The sequence below is a fragment of the Massilia cavernae genome, assembly GCF_003590855.1.
GTDB classification, from domain to species: Bacteria; Pseudomonadota; Gammaproteobacteria; order Burkholderiales; family Burkholderiaceae_D; genus Telluria_A; species Telluria_A cavernae.
In genome coordinates this window covers 35981-51056 of the sequence record NZ_QYUP01000145.1, presented here as the reverse complement: position 1 = coordinate 51056, position 15076 = coordinate 35981, and the positions used below count along the sequence as shown (strand labels likewise).

Genomic DNA, 15076 nt, shown 5'->3' with positions numbered 1-15076 from the left:
GTTGATCTACCCGTCACCGCTTGGCGGACACAACTGGATGCCGATGGCGTTCAGCCGGCAGAGCAAGCTCGTTTATATTCCGGTGGTCGATTTCGCCACCGTATTCGAAAGCAAGCCGCGCTACGCGCGCGCCCGGATACGATGGACTTCGGTTCGACCTATACGCCCATGATGGCGAAGCCGGCCGCCGAAATCGCCGCACTGTCCATCGACCAGCCACCGCAGCGCTACCAGGAATTCCTGCTGGCCTGGGATCCGGTAGCGCAAAAGGAAGTCTGGCGCGCTCCGAACACGGGGATGTGGAATGGCGGCGTACTGGCCACTGCCGGCGGCCTGGTGTCCAGGGTACCGCCAGCGGGCATCTGCGCATCTACCGTGCGACCGACGGCACCCTGCTGAAAGAGATCTTCGCCGGAACCGGCATGATGGCCGCTCCGATGACATACTCGGTCGGTGGGGTCCAGTATGTGGCGGTGGCTGCCGGTTATGGCGGTCTTGTGCTCTCCTCGCATCCCCCAGGCGCGGCGGCAAACGACTATGTGAACCGCGGCCGGATGCTGGTATTCCGCCTCGATGGCGCCGCCACGCCGCTGCCGGAAAAACGCGCAGTGCAGGAACCCAATCCACTGCCGCCACTGACGAAGCTGACACCGGACCAGATCCAGCGTGGCGCCGAACTTTTCAAGACGCACTGCGTGCGCTGCCACGGGGCAGGAACAGGGCCAGGCCAATCAGGCTTTCCGAACTTATTCGATATGCAGCCAGCGATCCATGAGGCATTCGAAGCGATCGTACTGCGTGGGGCCTATTCATACGGAGGCATGGCCTCGTACGCCGATGTCCTGAAAGACGACGATGCCGGCGCGCTGCATGGATACCTGATCGACCAGGCGCACAAGTTGCGCGCGGGCGCCAGGCTCGAACCGGCCGCGCGGGTTCATTGAGGTTGAATCACTTGGCCAGTCGACCAAGTACGGAAGTGCAAGCTATAACAAGCTGCTTTGTTGGGATGGTCTAACGCTAATTCAAGCGTAAAACGATATGACTCGCCATGGATACCCGAACTCACGATTCCTGTCTTCAGTCGACTTTGCCTCTGGACGCAATTGAGCCGGTCGCGTTGCTGACCGACGCCGTCAACCCTGCCGGCGTGGACCTGCGCACGGCAGGGGGGGCGCATGCATCCCTGGCAGCTGTCCGACAATCGCCCTCGACGGCGCGTCGGATCGAGAACATGCGGTTGCTGATCGCCAAGCTGGCTGTTCGGGAAATGCGGCTGGACGAAGTCGCTCAGTTCCTCAACAGTTCGATGTCCGCTGCCCGCGTCTATGTCCTGGAGTTGTGTAGCGCCGGATTAGTTACCGCAGTGCGCGACCGCAGCGGCACGCACAAAGGGTGCAAACCGGCCTATCGGTTGTCGTCCAATCCGGAGCGGAACCGCGCCTTCTTCGACAATTTGGAGAACTCGAGTCGCGAGGCCGGCGTTATCGCAAGGAAGGTACGTGGGAAACGCGGGCAAGTAGCGATAGCGGCCGGCCGGAGTGTTCACATCATGGCTGACGACGTCCAGCATCCGATTCGAATCGACGATGAGCCCGTGCGTCGCGATCCACTTGTAGCGGCACTATTCGGTGCCGCTACAGTATTCGCGTGACCTTCGAAGGTGTGAAGGTATTGCGAAAGCAGGGGAGTGGGCTTATCAAGCGCCCAGTCTGATTTCTTGGACGAACGCGAAAGCAATCCGCCAGAGATTGCAGTTCGTAGACAGTTGAACGGAGGAGACATGTTTTATACGCACGCGTGGTTATTGATGATGAACTCGTGGCCCAAGCTTCTGGCAAGCTTACTGCCTTGGCTTGCGTTAGGCGCGACGTCGGCATATCTCTTGCTCTTTACCGACTTTTTCTTGCACGAAGCGCCTGACGTGGCACACACGGAATGTGCGGCTTCTCCCGAAGCGACATCTGCTTCAGAAGACTCCCGCACATGCCCACATGCGGTTGCCGATCCTGATTATCAGAGCCGGTTTCCCACCGCTTCGATTGGAGACATCCTGTTCCAACAATAACTGGTATCGGTCGTGTCCGTCGGATACGCCCCTATAGCGCATGAACTGCGCCTGCCGGTCCAGGTGCGGCCCGGAATTCTGGGTTTCTCCATCTGTGAAATGCGGGCGGGGCCACCATTACGCCGAGCTGCATTGCCAACCCTTCAGCGGCTCTCCGCGCCCCCTTTTCTTCCCGCCATCTCCCCGAAGGGCCGGCTTCGCCTCCGGATGCCGTCGACTTCGAACTCTCGGTAAGAGCAATCGCCCCCTCACATTTCGCTAATTAAAATATGGAGATCGCATTATTTAAGTAAAAAATTTTCACGCACTATTATAGATAAATACAAACCAACATGTCCTCTTGTTTGTGGTTTTTACATCTAAAAAATAAGGATGTCAATACTAATTGATTGATATGTTTTGGATACAAAATGAGGACATAATACGAATTTACTTGGAGACGAATTTCTCATGCAAACCGATCTGCGTCAAGCCCTGGCCCGTCTTGGCCGGGAGATTTCCCCGCAACTGATCACCTCCACAGCCGCCTTGCTGGCACCACATGCCCCGCGTCCTCACGTGGACTCGTGCACAGTGTTCCGCGACCTGGGCTATGGTCCGCACGCGCGTCATCGCATGGATGTCTTCGTGCCGGCCGGCGAGGTGCAGGTGCGTCCTGTGCTGCTGTTCGTGCACGGTGGCGGATTCACCATGGGGAGCAAGGGCGGTCCCGACGATGTTTTCTATAACCACATCGGTGCCTGGGCGGTGGCCCAAGGCTGGGTTGCCGCGACAATGAATTATCGGCTCGCGCCGGATCATGTCTGGCCATCAGGCGCCGACGATGTGGCACTGGCCACCCAGTGGCTGCAAGAGAACGCACATGCCTGGACTGTTGGTGCCCCGGCCGTGGTGCTGATGGGGCATTCCGCCGGTGCGGCGCACGTGGCCGGCTGTCTTGCGCGTTGGCCTTCGGAGCAGCAACCGCGCCCTTCCGGTGCCATCCTGCTGAGCGGCTTGTATGACCTGCTGACGCTGCAGCACAGCGAGCGCGAGCGACTTTACTTCGGCACGGATGAAGGCCTGTTTGCCGAGCGTTCGACCCTTTCGGCACTTCTGCAGGGCGACTGGGCCTGCCTGTATACGGTTTCCGAGCTGGACCCGGCGGAATTCCAGCAGCAGGCTGCGCGCGTCGTCGCCGCGGCGATGGAGCAGACAGGCCGCTGGCCCGAAATGGTCTACCTGAGTGGCCACAATCATTTGTCCAACGTGCAGCAGCTTGGCAGCCTGGACGACACGGTGGGGCCGCTCCTGGCCGAGTTTGTCCGCCGGGTCACCGACCAGGCCGGGTAATTCCAGCAGGCGACCACTCCATTTTCATTGGACGAGTTGTCGACATGGGCGATACGGATGCACCCCCGCTCAGTTTCCACCGTGGGGCGTTCAATGAGCATGTTCGGCCGGACCGCGGACAGGATGTACCAGCAAGCGAACACCAGCGGGCAAGGCATGGATAACGATAAGCGGCTTCCGGCCCACTGGTTGAAAACTTGTGACTATCCGTTGCAACTGGAACTAATATACGCTAGTTTTATATAAAGTATATTTATTATAAAATCCGCTTGGGAGGAGATTCGCAATGATGCTGGATACACTGACGCGCATGGGGCTGGCCCGACTGATTACGCTCAGCTCCCTGGTGATGCTGCATCTTCCTGCGGCGATTGCACAGGCCGGCCCTCCGCAGGCGGCAATGTCGACGCGTTGGCGCTACTATCCCGAGCGAGCGCTGCCACCCAAGGGCGCGCCTAACATTCTTCTCATCATGACCGACGATGTCGGATTTGGCGCGACCAGCACGTTTGGTGGTCCGATTCCCACGCCGACCTTTGATGCGCTTGCAGACCGGGGCCTGCGCTATAACACTTTCCATACCACCGCGATGTGCTCGCCATCGCGGGCGGCATTGCTTACCGGGCGCAACCACCATGCCGTCGGCTACGGTGCAATCAGCAACGTCTCCCTTGACGAGCCAGGCTATATTTCGGTCATTCCCAAAAGCGCCGCGACCGTCGGAAGGGTTTTGCGCGACGCTGGCTACGACACGGCATGGTTTGGCAAGAACCACAACACGCCGGAGTGGGAGCTCGGCGCGATGGGGCCGTTCGACCACTGGCCGAATGCGATGGGATTTGATTATTTTTATGGCTTCAACGCGGCGATGACGGATCAGCGTTCGCCAACATTGACCGAAAACCGCAACGCGATTCAGCCACCCAACACGCCCGAGTATTTTCTTGACCGTGATCTTGCCGATCGCATGATCCATTGGATCAACATTCAGCACACGGCCGATGCACGACGGCCATTTTTTGCGTACCTGGCACCTGGAACGATGCACTCGCCACAGCAAGCGCCGGCCGACTGGATCGCGCGTTTCCGCGGCAAATTCGATGCGGGCTGGGACAAGCAGCGCGAGCAGATATTTGCGCGGCAGAAGGCGATGGGGGTTATTCCGGCGAACGCAATACTCTCACCACGACCTGCTGACATTCCAGCGTGGGACAGCCTTGGCGCCGACCAGCGGCGTCTATATATCCGAATGATGGAGACGGCAGCGGCGCAACTCTCCTACATGGACTTCCAGCTTGGTCGAGTGATCGAAAATCTGTGGCGCTCTGGCCAACTCGACAATACGCTGATCCTTTTCGTTCAAGGGGACAATGGCTCAAGCCTTGAAACCTTCTTTGGAATCACAAACGAAGGACTCGCTTTTTCCAACAGCTTCCCATCGGTAGCGGAGATGATGCCTGACCTGGACAAGATAGGGAGCCGTGACACTGCCGGTCAATACCCTGCGGGCTGGGGCTGGGCGTTGAATACCCCCTTTCCATGGGGTAAACAGATCGCCTCGCATCTCGGTGGGCTGCGAGACGGTCTCGTCATCAGCTGGCCTGACCGGATCCAGCAGACCGGAACGATTCGGAGCCAATTCCATCATCTGATTGACATCGCGCCGACGATCTACGAAGCGACTGGCATCAAGCCGCCCGCGATGGTCGACGGCGTGGAGCAACAGCCGATCGATGGTGTCTCGATGGTCTATACATTCGATAACCCATCGGCCCCGACACATCGCCGCGAGCAGTATTTCGAGATGCTCGGAAACCGCGGCTACTATAAGGACGGGTGGTGGGCTGGCACAACGCCCGCGGCCGGCCCCTGGAAATTTACCAAAGCGGATCCCAACCAATTTCCTTGGGAGTTATACGATTTGAACACGGACTATGCGCAGACAGCGAATCTTGCAGGACGCAATCCCGGCAAGCTCGAGGAACTGCGCAGAGACTTCGATGCGGCGGCGACGCGCTATCACGTCCTTCCACTTTCGTCGGACCTGCTTGGGCGCGCCATCGACCACAGCTTGCGCCCAGGCGTTCTGCCAAGCTCGGGAAAATTCACGTACTATCCCGGCGACACACGATATTCGGTCATGGCCTGGCCATCCATCGCACCTGGATGGACGAGCGTGTCGACAGTCGATCTGAAAAGCAAGCGCGACAACGGTCCGATCTTCGGTCAGGGAGGTCGGTTTGGAAGCATGTCGCTGACGCTGGATGATGGTAAGCCGGTCTTCGTCTACGATCCTACCGCACGCGACCGTGAGAGAGTTGTGCTCAACGGCGTGCCGCTGTCGCCAGGCAAGCACGAGCTCACCATAAGGTTTTCGGGTTCCAAGGCGCCGTATCGCGTGACGCTGTTCGCCGATGGTCGGGAGGTTGACAGCAAGGAGGTGGGGCGTCTTATCCGCGTTCGTGGAGAGGCATTCGTGGGGCGCACGCTGCTCGACGCTCCTCTTCCGTCGGAGCCTTGCGAATGTGCGGTCGAGAGCGTGGTTATTACCAAATGAGACTCGCTCACAGGCGCATAGTGAACGACATTCCCGCAGGCATGCGTCTGATAGTCGGAGGCACCTTCTGGATGGGGGGCGACGATGCTTACGCGGAGGAGGCTCCTCAGCGTCGTATGACGGTCGACTCCTTCTTTATTGATGAGACGCCGGTGACTAACCGGCAGTTCGCCCGCTTCATAGAGGAGACCGGCCACGTCACAACGGCCGAGATCGCGCCGGACTCGCGTGATTATCCCGATGCTGATCCTGCGATGCTCCAGGCTGGATCTTCTCTGTTCGTAAGCCCTCCCGGGCCGGTTCCGTTGAGCGACCCGTTCCAATGGTGGACATTCTCGTTCGGCACCAACTGGCGGCACCCTCATGGGCCTGACAGTGACCTGAGGGGTTTGGAAGACCATCCTGTCGTTCACGTCGCCCACTCGGATGCTGTCGCCTTTGCACTCTGGGCCGGCAAGCAGCTTCCGACGGAGGCGCAGTGGGAATTTGCCGCACGCGGGGGATTGGATCGCGCGGCTTTTGCGTGGGGTGATGAGTTCGAGCCGGGGGGCGTCCCCCAGGCTAAGTATTGGCAGGGCCGGTTTCCTTGGCAAAACCGGGCGAAGAGTGGCTGGAGCAGGACGGCGCCGGTCCGCTCGTTTCCTCCCAACGGATTTGGACTTTACGACATGATCGGCAACGTATGGGAATGGACCGACGACTGGTACGTCGATCGTTCAGCCAAAAAGACTGGCGCATGCTGTATTTCCCCTGGCCAACACAGCAACAATGCGGCAGACAATCGCGATAACCAGATCCCTGGCGTGTTTTTCGGACGTAAGGTCTTGAAGGGGGGCTCGCATCTGTGCGCATCGAATTACTGTCAACGTTACCGGCCTGCAGCGCGCTATGCGCAAGACGTTGACAGCCCCACTTCCCACATCGGGTTCCGGTGTGTAGTGCCGGCGTGTGCTTGAGGGCCGGGTTGAGGAGGCGCCAGTCCGTCTTCCATTTTCATCGCGTGCGAAAACGCTGTCGGGTTTTCCGATCACGGGGTCGTGACAATCAAGTAATGAGGATGTAACACAATAAAGCTTCTGTCGTGATAGGTGGCTTATCTCAAATAAAAGATTATGGCTGGTGGAAACGCCGTCCATGCCTCCGTTGTATGATCATGAACTAAGGATGTCTTACCAATTGACATAGGTGATTCTTGCATGCAGAATATGGCCATACGATGAATCTGTCGTGGATGAATTTCTCATGCAAACCGATATCGATGCGGGCGGAGTACAGTCGCGCCGCATCCTGGCCAAGCTGATGGCTGCGGAGCAGCAGGCCGCATCTCTGCCAGCTTAAGCCGCACTATCGTTACCCCCTGACAGAAAGCACACCATGCACATGCGAGACACCGCCGCGCCGACCGAGGACGCGGTACACGCAGTACACCCTGACATTGCGCCCATGCGGGCCGCGTTCGATGTATTGAAGGCTGCCAGCGAGGCCGACCGCACGCCGCCGTACGCCACGCGGCTGGACCGGCTGCGCCGCCTTATGGCGCTGACGGCGCAGCACCAGCATCGCATCGTCGAGGCGATCAGCGCCGATTTTGGCCATCGCTCGGCGCACGAAACGCAGATCGCCGAAATTTTCTCGACCATGGCGACGATCCGCCAGAACATGCGCCATTTGCGCAGCTGGATGAAACCGCGGCGCGTGGCGACGCCGATACATATGCTGCCCGGCCGCAGCCGCCTGCTGCGCCAGCCGCTGGGGGTGGTCGGCATCATCGCCCCCTGGAATTATCCGTTCCAGCTGGCTTTTACGCCGGCGGCGGCGGCTCTGGCGGCCGGCAACAGCGTGATGCTCAAGCCCAGCGATTTGACGCCGCGCCTGTCGGCACTGCTGCGTGAACTGGTGGAACAGAGCTTCGCCGCCCATGAGATGACGGTGGTGACGGGCGGCGCCGAGGTTGGCGCAGCATTTTCGGCGCTGCCGTTCGACCACCTGTTCTTCACTGGCTCCACCAGCGTGGGCCGCATCGTGGCGCAAGCGGCGGCGCGCAATCTGACCCCTGTGACCTTGGAATTGGGGGGCAAATCGCCGGCCATTATCGGCGCCGATTGCAAGCTTGACGAAGCGGCGCCGCGTCTCGCGTACGGCAAGCTGCTCAATGCCGGCCAGACCTGCGTGGCGCCCGACTATGCGCTGGTGCAACGCGAACGCGTGCCCGAATTCGTGCAAGCGATGCAGCAGGCGGTGGCGGCGATGTATCCGTCGGTGGCGGACAACCCGGACTACACCAGCATCGCCACGCCGCGCCACCACGAACGCCTGCTGCGCCTGCTCGCCGACGCCCGGGACAAGGGCGCGCGGGTCGTGCCGCTGGCGCCGCAGGATGGCAGCGGCGCATGCGGCCGCAAGCTGTCGCCGGTCCTGGTGCTCGGTGCGCACGACGGCATGGACCTGATGCGCGAGGAGATTTTCGGCCCGCTCCTGCCAGTGATCGCGTACGACACGCTGGACGACGCGCTGGCGTACATCAACCGGGGCGAGCGTCCGCTCGCGCTGTACTGGTTTGGCCGCTCGAGCGCAGAGCGGGAGCGCGTGCTGAATGAAACCATCGCCGGTGGCGTGACCGTCAATGACACGATATGGCATGTGGCGCAGGAGAACCTGCCGTTCGGCGGTGTGGGCGCCAGCGGGATGGGCGGGTATCACGGCGAACACGGCTTCCGCACCTTCAGCAAGGAAAAGCCGGTGTTCATCCAGGCACGCTGGAATAGCTTCGGCATCTTCCGGGCGCCATACGGCCGCCCGGTCGAGCGCCTGTTGGACACGCTGAAAGCGCTGCTGTGACTTGACGTCCTCCCCGACCTAAAGGTCGGGGATTCCTACAGCTAGCGTCGCACGTCCGCGACGGAGAATGTTTGACGCAGCATTGAGATCACGATCATGTACCGCTCCGCAATCACAGCAACGCCATTCTCTTATTCCAAGGTCTGCGATACCTTTCGGCCGCGAATCGGGAACAGCGCCGCAATTCGAGCAGATCTGGGTGGTAAAGCTTTCGTTCACTTCTTCAAACCAGGCGCCATGCTTAACGGCCTTGTACGCCAGTTGTGTGCGGAAGGACGACCAGCCGACATCGTAGACGGACTTCGCCATGCTGGTTTTGGCGAGCGCGGAAGCATTGATATTGCCAACCACGATGTAGTCGAATGCGCCGACAATCTCGCTGGTGCAGGTGTGCAGGTAATGGCGGCGGCGATTGGCAATCTTTGCATGGAGCGCCGCAACCCTCTTTTTCTTGCGGGCGCGCTGGGCCACCGCCAGTGCCGCCTCGCTGGCACGGTAGATGTGCGGCGCCGCGATGCGGCTGCCGTCGCTCAGTGTCGCCAGGTCTTTCAGGCCAAGGTCGATTCCGACACCGCGCACCGGCAAGCGGGCAGGCGGCTCCTGTACTTCAAGGACGATATTCAGGAACCAGTTGCCGCGCCGGTCGCGCGAGAAGTTGGTCCCATCGGTGATTTTTCCCTCGGGAAGCGCGCGCGAATGGAACACGCGGAAGGTATTGCCGGCAAAGCGGAAGGCATTGCCTTCGCGTTTCAGTTCACGTCCTTTCAACGGCACCCAACCCATGGACTTCCTGCCCCGATAGCGAAGGTAGGGCCGGCGCGCCTGGAAGCGCGACCTTGCGTACTGCTGGCATACATCGTTGACCGTACCCGAGTGAAGGCCAAGCTCCTTGCTGCAACCAGTGGTGAGCTTGATCAAGTCGAAACCGGCATGCCAGCGGCGACCGAAACGCAACGCGTCCTTTTGCCTGTCGTTGCAGTAGTTCCAGACGAAGTTGACTGCCCGGGCCTGCTTGTTCAGCAAGCCAGTCAGCGACTTGACGCGGTAGCGGTAAACCAGTTTCATCCACGTTCGACAGCAATGGTCGACCATGGTTCCACTCTAAAAGCCAAGGCATCGACTGCTGCGCAGTCGGCTCCTTTCGGTCCCCGTCCTGAGGGACGAGGTTTCTCGGAGCAAATCTGATGAACACGGCGGGCGCGCGCGACGATGTCCCGGCGCCGGGGATGCTGCCATCGATTGCGCGCCGGCTGGAGTTAACGCGCGTGCTAATTGAATCGCTGGCTGGCGGCACGATCTATCTGAACGAGATCGCCGAGCTGTTCGGGTGCGCGTCGAGCGTGGCGAAGCACCGCGTCAAGCACCTGCGCCGTATCGGCATTCTCGAAGTGGCGTCGGACATCGGCCGTGCGGCGGGCCGGCGCCGTGAGCATCCGTACAGGCTGTGTGAACCGTTCCGGCGCACCCCCGGCGACCTGATGCGATCAGCCGGTGTGTGGCCCCATGAAATTCCGCTCGTGCAGCGTCGACGCCTGGCTCAGCTGAGTGCGGGCGGGGCAGGCGCCGGCTACTATTTCCACGTGCCGGCCCACGAGGTTCAAGCTGCCATTCGCAGCGATCGGCGGCCGGTGCGGCGGGATTCCCTGGTGGCGGCACTGTTCGGTGGGTATTCCGGTCTATCGTGACCACCTATTCCGGTCTATCGTGACCGATTTCGGCCGCCACCGGAATCGGCGGTCACGATGCCGGAATCAGCGGTCACGATACCGGAATGGCGTCGTACAGAGCAGAAGTGATGTTACGCATATAGCAACCAACCGAGTACGCTGCCAGCTTTTTGTCTGGAGACAGCGTGCCGGTATCAAGGATCAATATGCGTAATAAAAGACGTATTGCGTTTGAAGTTGGACGCCAAGATGTCCCACCAGCAGATCGCCGCCGCGCTGGGGATTTCCAAGGGTGTCGTCACCAAGTATGTTGGCCTCGCCGCCGCCGCAGGCTTGGATTGGACGATGGTCCAGGGGCTGGACGAGGCGGCCCTGGAGCGGCGCCTGCTGGCCGCTCCCGAGCAGCCACGCGATCACGTGCAGCCTGACTACGGCCGCCTGCATCAGGAGCTGCGCCGCAAGGGCATGACGCTGATGCTGTTGTGGGAAGAACACCGCGCTGACTACGCGGATGTGCAGACCTACAGCTACTCCCAGTTCTGCGAAAACTACCGCCGCTTCGCCAGGCAGCTCAAGCGCTCGATGCGCCAGGTGCACCGGGCCGGCGAGAAGCTGTTCATCGATTACGCCGGCCCCACCATCGCGCTGACCGATGGAAGCCGTGCCCACATCTTTGTCGCTGCCTTGGGCGCTTCAAGCTACACCTTCGCCTGCGCGACGCCAAGTGAAACGATGAAGGACTGGCTCGAGTCCACTGCGCGTGCGCTGGCCTTCATCGGCGGCGTGCCGCAGTTATCACCAGCTGGTGATAACTGCGGTTATCAGCAGGACCGAATAATGTGAAGGAGTCCCAATCTTGCCTTGCCTGACCGGCGTTGACGGCGATTCTCCTTCACATTATTTTTGAGAGTGCAATCCTTGGAAGACGATCAACTGTCCAAGGGGACACATCATGTCGGATCATCAATCGAGTCACGCGAAACTGCTGGCGCAATTCGCGGAACACCTGGCGAAAGAAAGATATAGCTCAGTTCACGTGGAGCGCTACCTTGCAGTCGCCGGCAAGTTCCTTCGTTATTTGAAGAAGCGAGCCATCCTTGTCGAATCCGCGCAACCGTTGCACGTAACGATGTACGTGAAATGTGAATTGAAGCGCTTCGGTCGCAACCATGGCCATGCGCCAATAACCTTTGATAGTTGGCGCTCCTCGCACACCAGCGGCATCAACCATTTTCTACGATTCGTCAGAGGGACGTGGCCGCCCAGTGATTTGGCGACTTGTACAAGTGACGCTTTCGCGCAAATTCTGACGGAATTTGCGCGATGGCTCCGTGAAGTGCGCGGGCTGGCAGCAGAAACGACCGGCGACCTTTTCGCCGAAGGGAAGCGATTCCTGACTTGGTATGCGGAGCGCACACACACCGATAGTCTGTCTGAAATGACCGTCGACGACATCGATGACTACCTTCGAGTCCGAGCCCCTTCATTACGACGCGTTACGCGCAAGGGCGTCTCGCAGCGCTTGCGCTGCTTCATGCGCTTTGCGCATGCCACGGGCAGAACCACCCGCAATTTCGCGTCTTGCGTACTTGCTCCGACAATCTATGCCGACGAGGGAATTCCCTCGGTGTTGCGTCCAGACGAAATAAGCACTGTCCTGAATACGACCGGCAAGGATCGTTCATCGAAAGGACTGCGCGACTATGCCATCTTGACGATTCTGTCGGCGTACGGACTGCGCGCAGGAGAAGTCACGCATCTTCGGTTGGACGATATCGATTGGCGTACCGACACGGTCTTGGTGCGCCATACCAAGACCAATGCCCAAACGGTCTTGCCGCTGTTGCCTGCCGTAGGAGAGGCGCTGCTTGCATATTTGCGAGCGCGCCCAAAAACGGATACCCGTGAAATATTCATCCGCGCCTGGGCTCCCTACCAAGGCTTTAGCAGCGGATCCAGTCTTTATTCGGTGATCCGCGACCGGCTAGAAGAGGCCGGTGTGCAGCCGGCCGGCAAACGGGGGCCGCATACGTTCCGACACGCACGCGCCATTAGTCTGCTTCGTGCCGCAGTGTCGCCGAAGATTATTGGCGACCTGTTGGGACATCGATCATCGCTCTCAACAAGAGCATACCTCAAGCTCGCCACTGCAGATTTACGTGCCGTGGCCTTGGAAATACCCGGATGGGAGAATCGTTCATGAGAACCTGGCCAGGCACAGATGATGACAGCATCAATCGTCATTTACAGCAACTACAAGTGCGCCGCCCTCGCACTATCATTGTTTACCGATGCATTCTCGTCGGCTTTCAGCGCTTCGTCATCAAGCACAAATGTGAATCCCCGGTAAGGCAACTGACAATAGAAGCATGGCTGCATGATCGTGCAACGCAATGGCCGATGCATCTTGTGCTCCATCGAACACGCATCGTCGACCGGTTCCTTGATTTCCTCGCGAACGAGGGGACGATTCCAGCCAACCCTCTGTTTCAACTTAGAGTCCGCTACGGCCAGCGAACGTCAATGCCGGTTGTTCGGGCGCTGCTGGCGCCCAAGCCCGAAGAGGCGCTCGAAATGCTACGTCCACAGCCGCATTTCGCAAGTTTCCTTGGTGATCTCATGCGCCATCACATTGAACTCATGCAAGCGCTCGGCGAGCGCTATGACACGCAAGCGGCGCGCTTTCTGCGCTTTGATCGGTTCCTTCAAGGGCGATTGGATTTGACAGGGCAGCCACTGGCGATCTTGTTGCGGCAATGGGCAATCGCGAACCCCACACTCGAACATGCATGGGAATGCGATGAACTCGGGCGCAATCTCGCCAAAGCTTGGCGTCGTGTCGATCCGACCATTGTCATGCCCAGTCCGGATCGGCGTCTGAAATGTCAGGTCGAACGGCAGCGGCGGCAGCCGTACATCTACACCCCGGAAGAAATCCGACATCTGCTGGATGTCGCCCTCCAGTTTCCGTCCCCGCGCGCGACGCTCCGCCCACTCACGCTATACACGATGCTTGTTCTTGCCTATTGCGCTGGACTCCGGGTCAGTGAAATCGTGCACCTAGATCTGGGTGACGTCAATCTGAAAGACGGCGAGATCGCCATTCGCGACACCAAGTTCTTCAAATCGAGAACGCTGCCACTGACCCACAGCGCTCTTGCCGCACTTGGCGAATACCTTGACGCGAGGCGGATGGCTGGGGCACCACAGCATGGCTCGTCCGGACTGTTCTGGCACGAACAACATGCGGGACGCTACTCACATGTGATGACCGAGAAGCTGCTGGTTCGCGTGCTGCGTTTCGCCGGCATGAAGCCTGAAACGGGACGCGTAGGACCGCGTATCCACGATCTTCGGCACGCCTTCGTCGTCAACCGAATGCTCACATGGTACCGCGAAGGAATCAATCCTCAAACGCGGCTGCCTTACCTCGCCACCTATCTGGGTCACAAGGACATCAACTCGACGCTGGTTTACCTGACGATCACGCAAGAACTGCTGCAGCAGGCGAGTGGGCGGTTCCGTGCTTTCGGAGCGCACAACCTGCATGCAGATGAAGGAGAACGGTGATGAGACCGATCGATCCATTACCAGGATTGCTGCGCGCCTTCTTTTACGAACGACTGGTCGAGCAACGTAATGTCTCCGTCAATACGGTTCGATCCTACCGCGACACGTGGCGGTTGTTTCTGCGTCATACCGCCGCCTGTCACAAACGGACCGTGGCGCAGCTCATCCTGGCTGAACTTACCGCCGACGACGTGACTGCCTTTCTGAAACATAGCGAGCAAGAACGCCATGTCTCGATCGGCACACGCAACTGCCGGCTCGCTGCGTTGCGCAGCTTCTTCTCTTTCGTGGCGGAGCGAGAGCCGCCTGCTGCCGCGCAGTGTGCCGATGTGCTGCGCATCCCGACAAAGAAGGCTCCCATACCCGCCCCATGCTATCTCGAATCGAATGAGGTGGCGGCAATTCTGGCCCAGCCTGATCGAACGTGCATCGAGGGGCAGCGTGACCATGCCCTGCTGTCCTTCCTGTATAACACTGGCGCGCGCATTCAGGAGGCGCTTGATGTTTGTCCAGGTGCGATACGCTTTGATGCGCCTGCGTGCGTGCGCCTGTTCGGCAAAGGGCGCAAGGAACGCATCTGTCCACTTTGGCCGGAAACTATCGCTTTACTTAAAGCACTTCTTCGACGGCAGCCACGTGCCGATGATGAACCCTGTTTGTGAACCGTTACGGCGTTACCCTCGGCTCTTCTGGAATACGCTTTAAATTGGCGCAGTATGTCAATGCCGCCGCGCAGGCCGTCCCGACGCTGTCGTCAAAGAACGTAACCCCACACAGCTTTCGGCACGCGGCCGCTGTCCACCTGATCGCTGCCGGCGTGGATGTCACTGTGATTCGAAGCTGGTTGGGGCATGTCAGCCTCGATACGACCAATCACTACGCCCAGGCCAATCTGGACACCAAGCGGGCGGCGCTAGAGCAGCTCGATCATGGTTCAAAAACAGTTAGCAAGCCTCCGCGGTGGAAGCGTGACGAACACTTGCTCGCCTGGCTCGATTCGCTCTAATCAATGCCATGAAATAATGTGAAGGAGAATCGCCGTCA

Annotated in this window: 13 protein-coding genes and 2 pseudogenes; 14 read left to right on the top strand and 1 reads right to left on the bottom strand. The window is 59.5% G+C overall.

Features of this window, described 5'->3' with window-relative positions; genetic code table 11:
* The 8 genes and pseudogenes from D3872_RS26085 to D3872_RS18845 form a co-directional block, all read left to right on the top strand.
* Positions 1 to 399: pseudogene (locus tag D3872_RS26085) on the top strand (hypothetical protein); the annotation flags it as partial.
* 23 nt (positions 400 to 422) lie between these two features.
* Positions 423 to 944, top strand: a complete 522-nt coding sequence (locus D3872_RS18870; RefSeq protein WP_119812260.1) for a c-type cytochrome — start codon at positions 423 to 425, stop codon at positions 942 to 944.
* A gap of 107 nt (positions 945 to 1051) precedes the next feature.
* A complete protein-coding gene (locus D3872_RS18865) occupies positions 1052 to 1654 on the top strand; it encodes an ArsR family transcriptional regulator (RefSeq protein WP_119812259.1) in 603 nt (200 codons plus the stop codon).
* Positions 1655 to 1783: 129 nt separating this feature from the next.
* Positions 1784 to 2068, top strand: coding sequence for a hypothetical protein (locus D3872_RS25320; RefSeq protein WP_147373927.1), 285 nt, complete (start codon positions 1784 to 1786; stop codon positions 2066 to 2068).
* 450 nt (positions 2069 to 2518) lie between these two features.
* Positions 2519 to 3400: an alpha/beta hydrolase gene (locus tag D3872_RS18860; protein WP_119812258.1), complete on the top strand. Its 882-nt coding sequence runs from the start codon at positions 2519 to 2521 to the stop codon at positions 3398 to 3400.
* A 286-nt stretch (positions 3401 to 3686) separates the two neighbouring features.
* A complete protein-coding gene (locus tag D3872_RS18855; RefSeq protein WP_119812257.1) occupies positions 3687 to 5957 on the top strand; it encodes an arylsulfatase in 2271 nt (756 codons plus the stop codon).
* Positions 5958 to 5977: 20 nt separating this feature from the next.
* Positions 5978 to 6913 (top strand): formylglycine-generating enzyme family protein, encoded by a 936-nt coding sequence (locus D3872_RS18850; RefSeq protein WP_220476964.1) that lies wholly within the window; start codon positions 5978 to 5980, stop codon positions 6911 to 6913.
* Between the two features lie 424 nt (positions 6914 to 7337).
* The gene (locus D3872_RS18845) at positions 7338 to 8795 is read left to right on the top strand and encodes a coniferyl aldehyde dehydrogenase (RefSeq protein WP_220476965.1); all 1458 of its coding nucleotides are present in this window, start codon (positions 7338 to 7340) and stop codon (positions 8793 to 8795) included.
* 18 nt (positions 8796 to 8813) lie between these two features.
* Here D3872_RS18845 and D3872_RS18840 read toward each other — a convergent pair whose 3' ends face one another.
* The gene (locus D3872_RS18840; protein ID WP_119812255.1) at positions 8814 to 9860 is read right to left on the bottom strand and encodes an RNA-guided endonuclease InsQ/TnpB family protein; all 1047 of its coding nucleotides are present in this window, start codon (positions 9858 to 9860) and stop codon (positions 8814 to 8816) included.
* Between the two features lie 119 nt (positions 9861 to 9979).
* Here D3872_RS18840 and D3872_RS18835 point away from each other — a divergent pair, with 119 nt between their 5' ends.
* The 6 genes and pseudogenes from D3872_RS18835 to D3872_RS27135 all read left to right on the top strand — a co-directional run bounded on the left by D3872_RS18835 (position 9980) and on the right by D3872_RS27135 (position 15038).
* Complete coding sequence (locus D3872_RS18835; protein WP_119812254.1) at positions 9980 to 10480, top strand: hypothetical protein; 501 nt, start codon at positions 9980 to 9982, stop codon at positions 10478 to 10480.
* A gap of 167 nt (positions 10481 to 10647) precedes the next feature.
* Positions 10648 to 11257 (top strand): annotated as a pseudogene (locus D3872_RS18830) (IS21 family transposase); the annotation flags it as partial.
* 157 nt (positions 11258 to 11414) lie between these two features.
* Positions 11415 to 12665 carry a site-specific integrase gene (locus D3872_RS18825; RefSeq protein WP_182915769.1) on the top strand — a complete coding sequence of 417 codons (1251 nt, stop codon included), beginning with the start codon at positions 11415 to 11417 and terminating at the stop codon, positions 12663 to 12665.
* Positions 12662 to 14032 (top strand): tyrosine-type recombinase/integrase, encoded by a 1371-nt coding sequence (locus D3872_RS18820; RefSeq protein WP_229459271.1) that lies wholly within the window; start codon positions 12662 to 12664, stop codon positions 14030 to 14032. Before D3872_RS18825 ends, D3872_RS18820 begins: the two co-directional genes overlap by 4 nt.
* Positions 14032 to 14694: a tyrosine-type recombinase/integrase gene (locus tag D3872_RS18815; RefSeq protein WP_274381741.1), complete on the top strand. Its 663-nt coding sequence runs from the start codon at positions 14032 to 14034 to the stop codon at positions 14692 to 14694. The genes D3872_RS18820 and D3872_RS18815 overlap by 1 nt, the downstream gene beginning before the upstream one ends.
* Entirely contained in the window at positions 14691 to 15038 is a 348-nt protein-coding gene (locus D3872_RS27135) for a tyrosine-type recombinase/integrase (RefSeq protein ID WP_274381740.1), read from the top strand. Before D3872_RS18815 ends, D3872_RS27135 begins: the two co-directional genes overlap by 4 nt.
* Positions 15039 to 15076: the final 38 nt, after the last annotated feature.

Excerpts from the sequence above, each read along its gene's own strand:
- D3872_RS18840 (WP_119812255.1), bottom strand. The coding sequence starts at position 9,860 with ATGAAACTGGTTTACCGCTACCGCGTCAAGTCGCTGACTGGCTTGCTG.
- D3872_RS25320 (WP_147373927.1), top strand. The coding sequence starts at position 1,784 with ATGTTTTATACGCACGCGTGGTTATTGATGATGAACTCGTGGCCCAAG.
- D3872_RS18835 (WP_119812254.1), top strand. The coding sequence starts at position 9,980 with ATGAACACGGCGGGCGCGCGCGACGATGTCCCGGCGCCGGGGATGCTG.
- D3872_RS18870 (WP_119812260.1), top strand. The coding sequence starts at position 423 with ATGATGGCCGCTCCGATGACATACTCGGTCGGTGGGGTCCAGTATGTG.
- D3872_RS18865 (WP_119812259.1), top strand. The coding sequence starts at position 1,052 with ATGGATACCCGAACTCACGATTCCTGTCTTCAGTCGACTTTGCCTCTG.
- D3872_RS18860 (WP_119812258.1), top strand. The coding sequence starts at position 2,519 with ATGCAAACCGATCTGCGTCAAGCCCTGGCCCGTCTTGGCCGGGAGATT.
- D3872_RS18855 (WP_119812257.1), top strand. The coding sequence starts at position 3,687 with ATGATGCTGGATACACTGACGCGCATGGGGCTGGCCCGACTGATTACG.
- D3872_RS18815 (WP_274381741.1), top strand. The coding sequence starts at position 14,032 with ATGAGACCGATCGATCCATTACCAGGATTGCTGCGCGCCTTCTTTTAC.
- D3872_RS18825 (WP_182915769.1), top strand. The coding sequence starts at position 11,415 with ATGTCGGATCATCAATCGAGTCACGCGAAACTGCTGGCGCAATTCGCG.
- D3872_RS18820 (WP_229459271.1), top strand. The coding sequence starts at position 12,662 with ATGAGAACCTGGCCAGGCACAGATGATGACAGCATCAATCGTCATTTA.
- D3872_RS18845 (WP_220476965.1), top strand. The coding sequence starts at position 7,338 with ATGCGAGACACCGCCGCGCCGACCGAGGACGCGGTACACGCAGTACAC.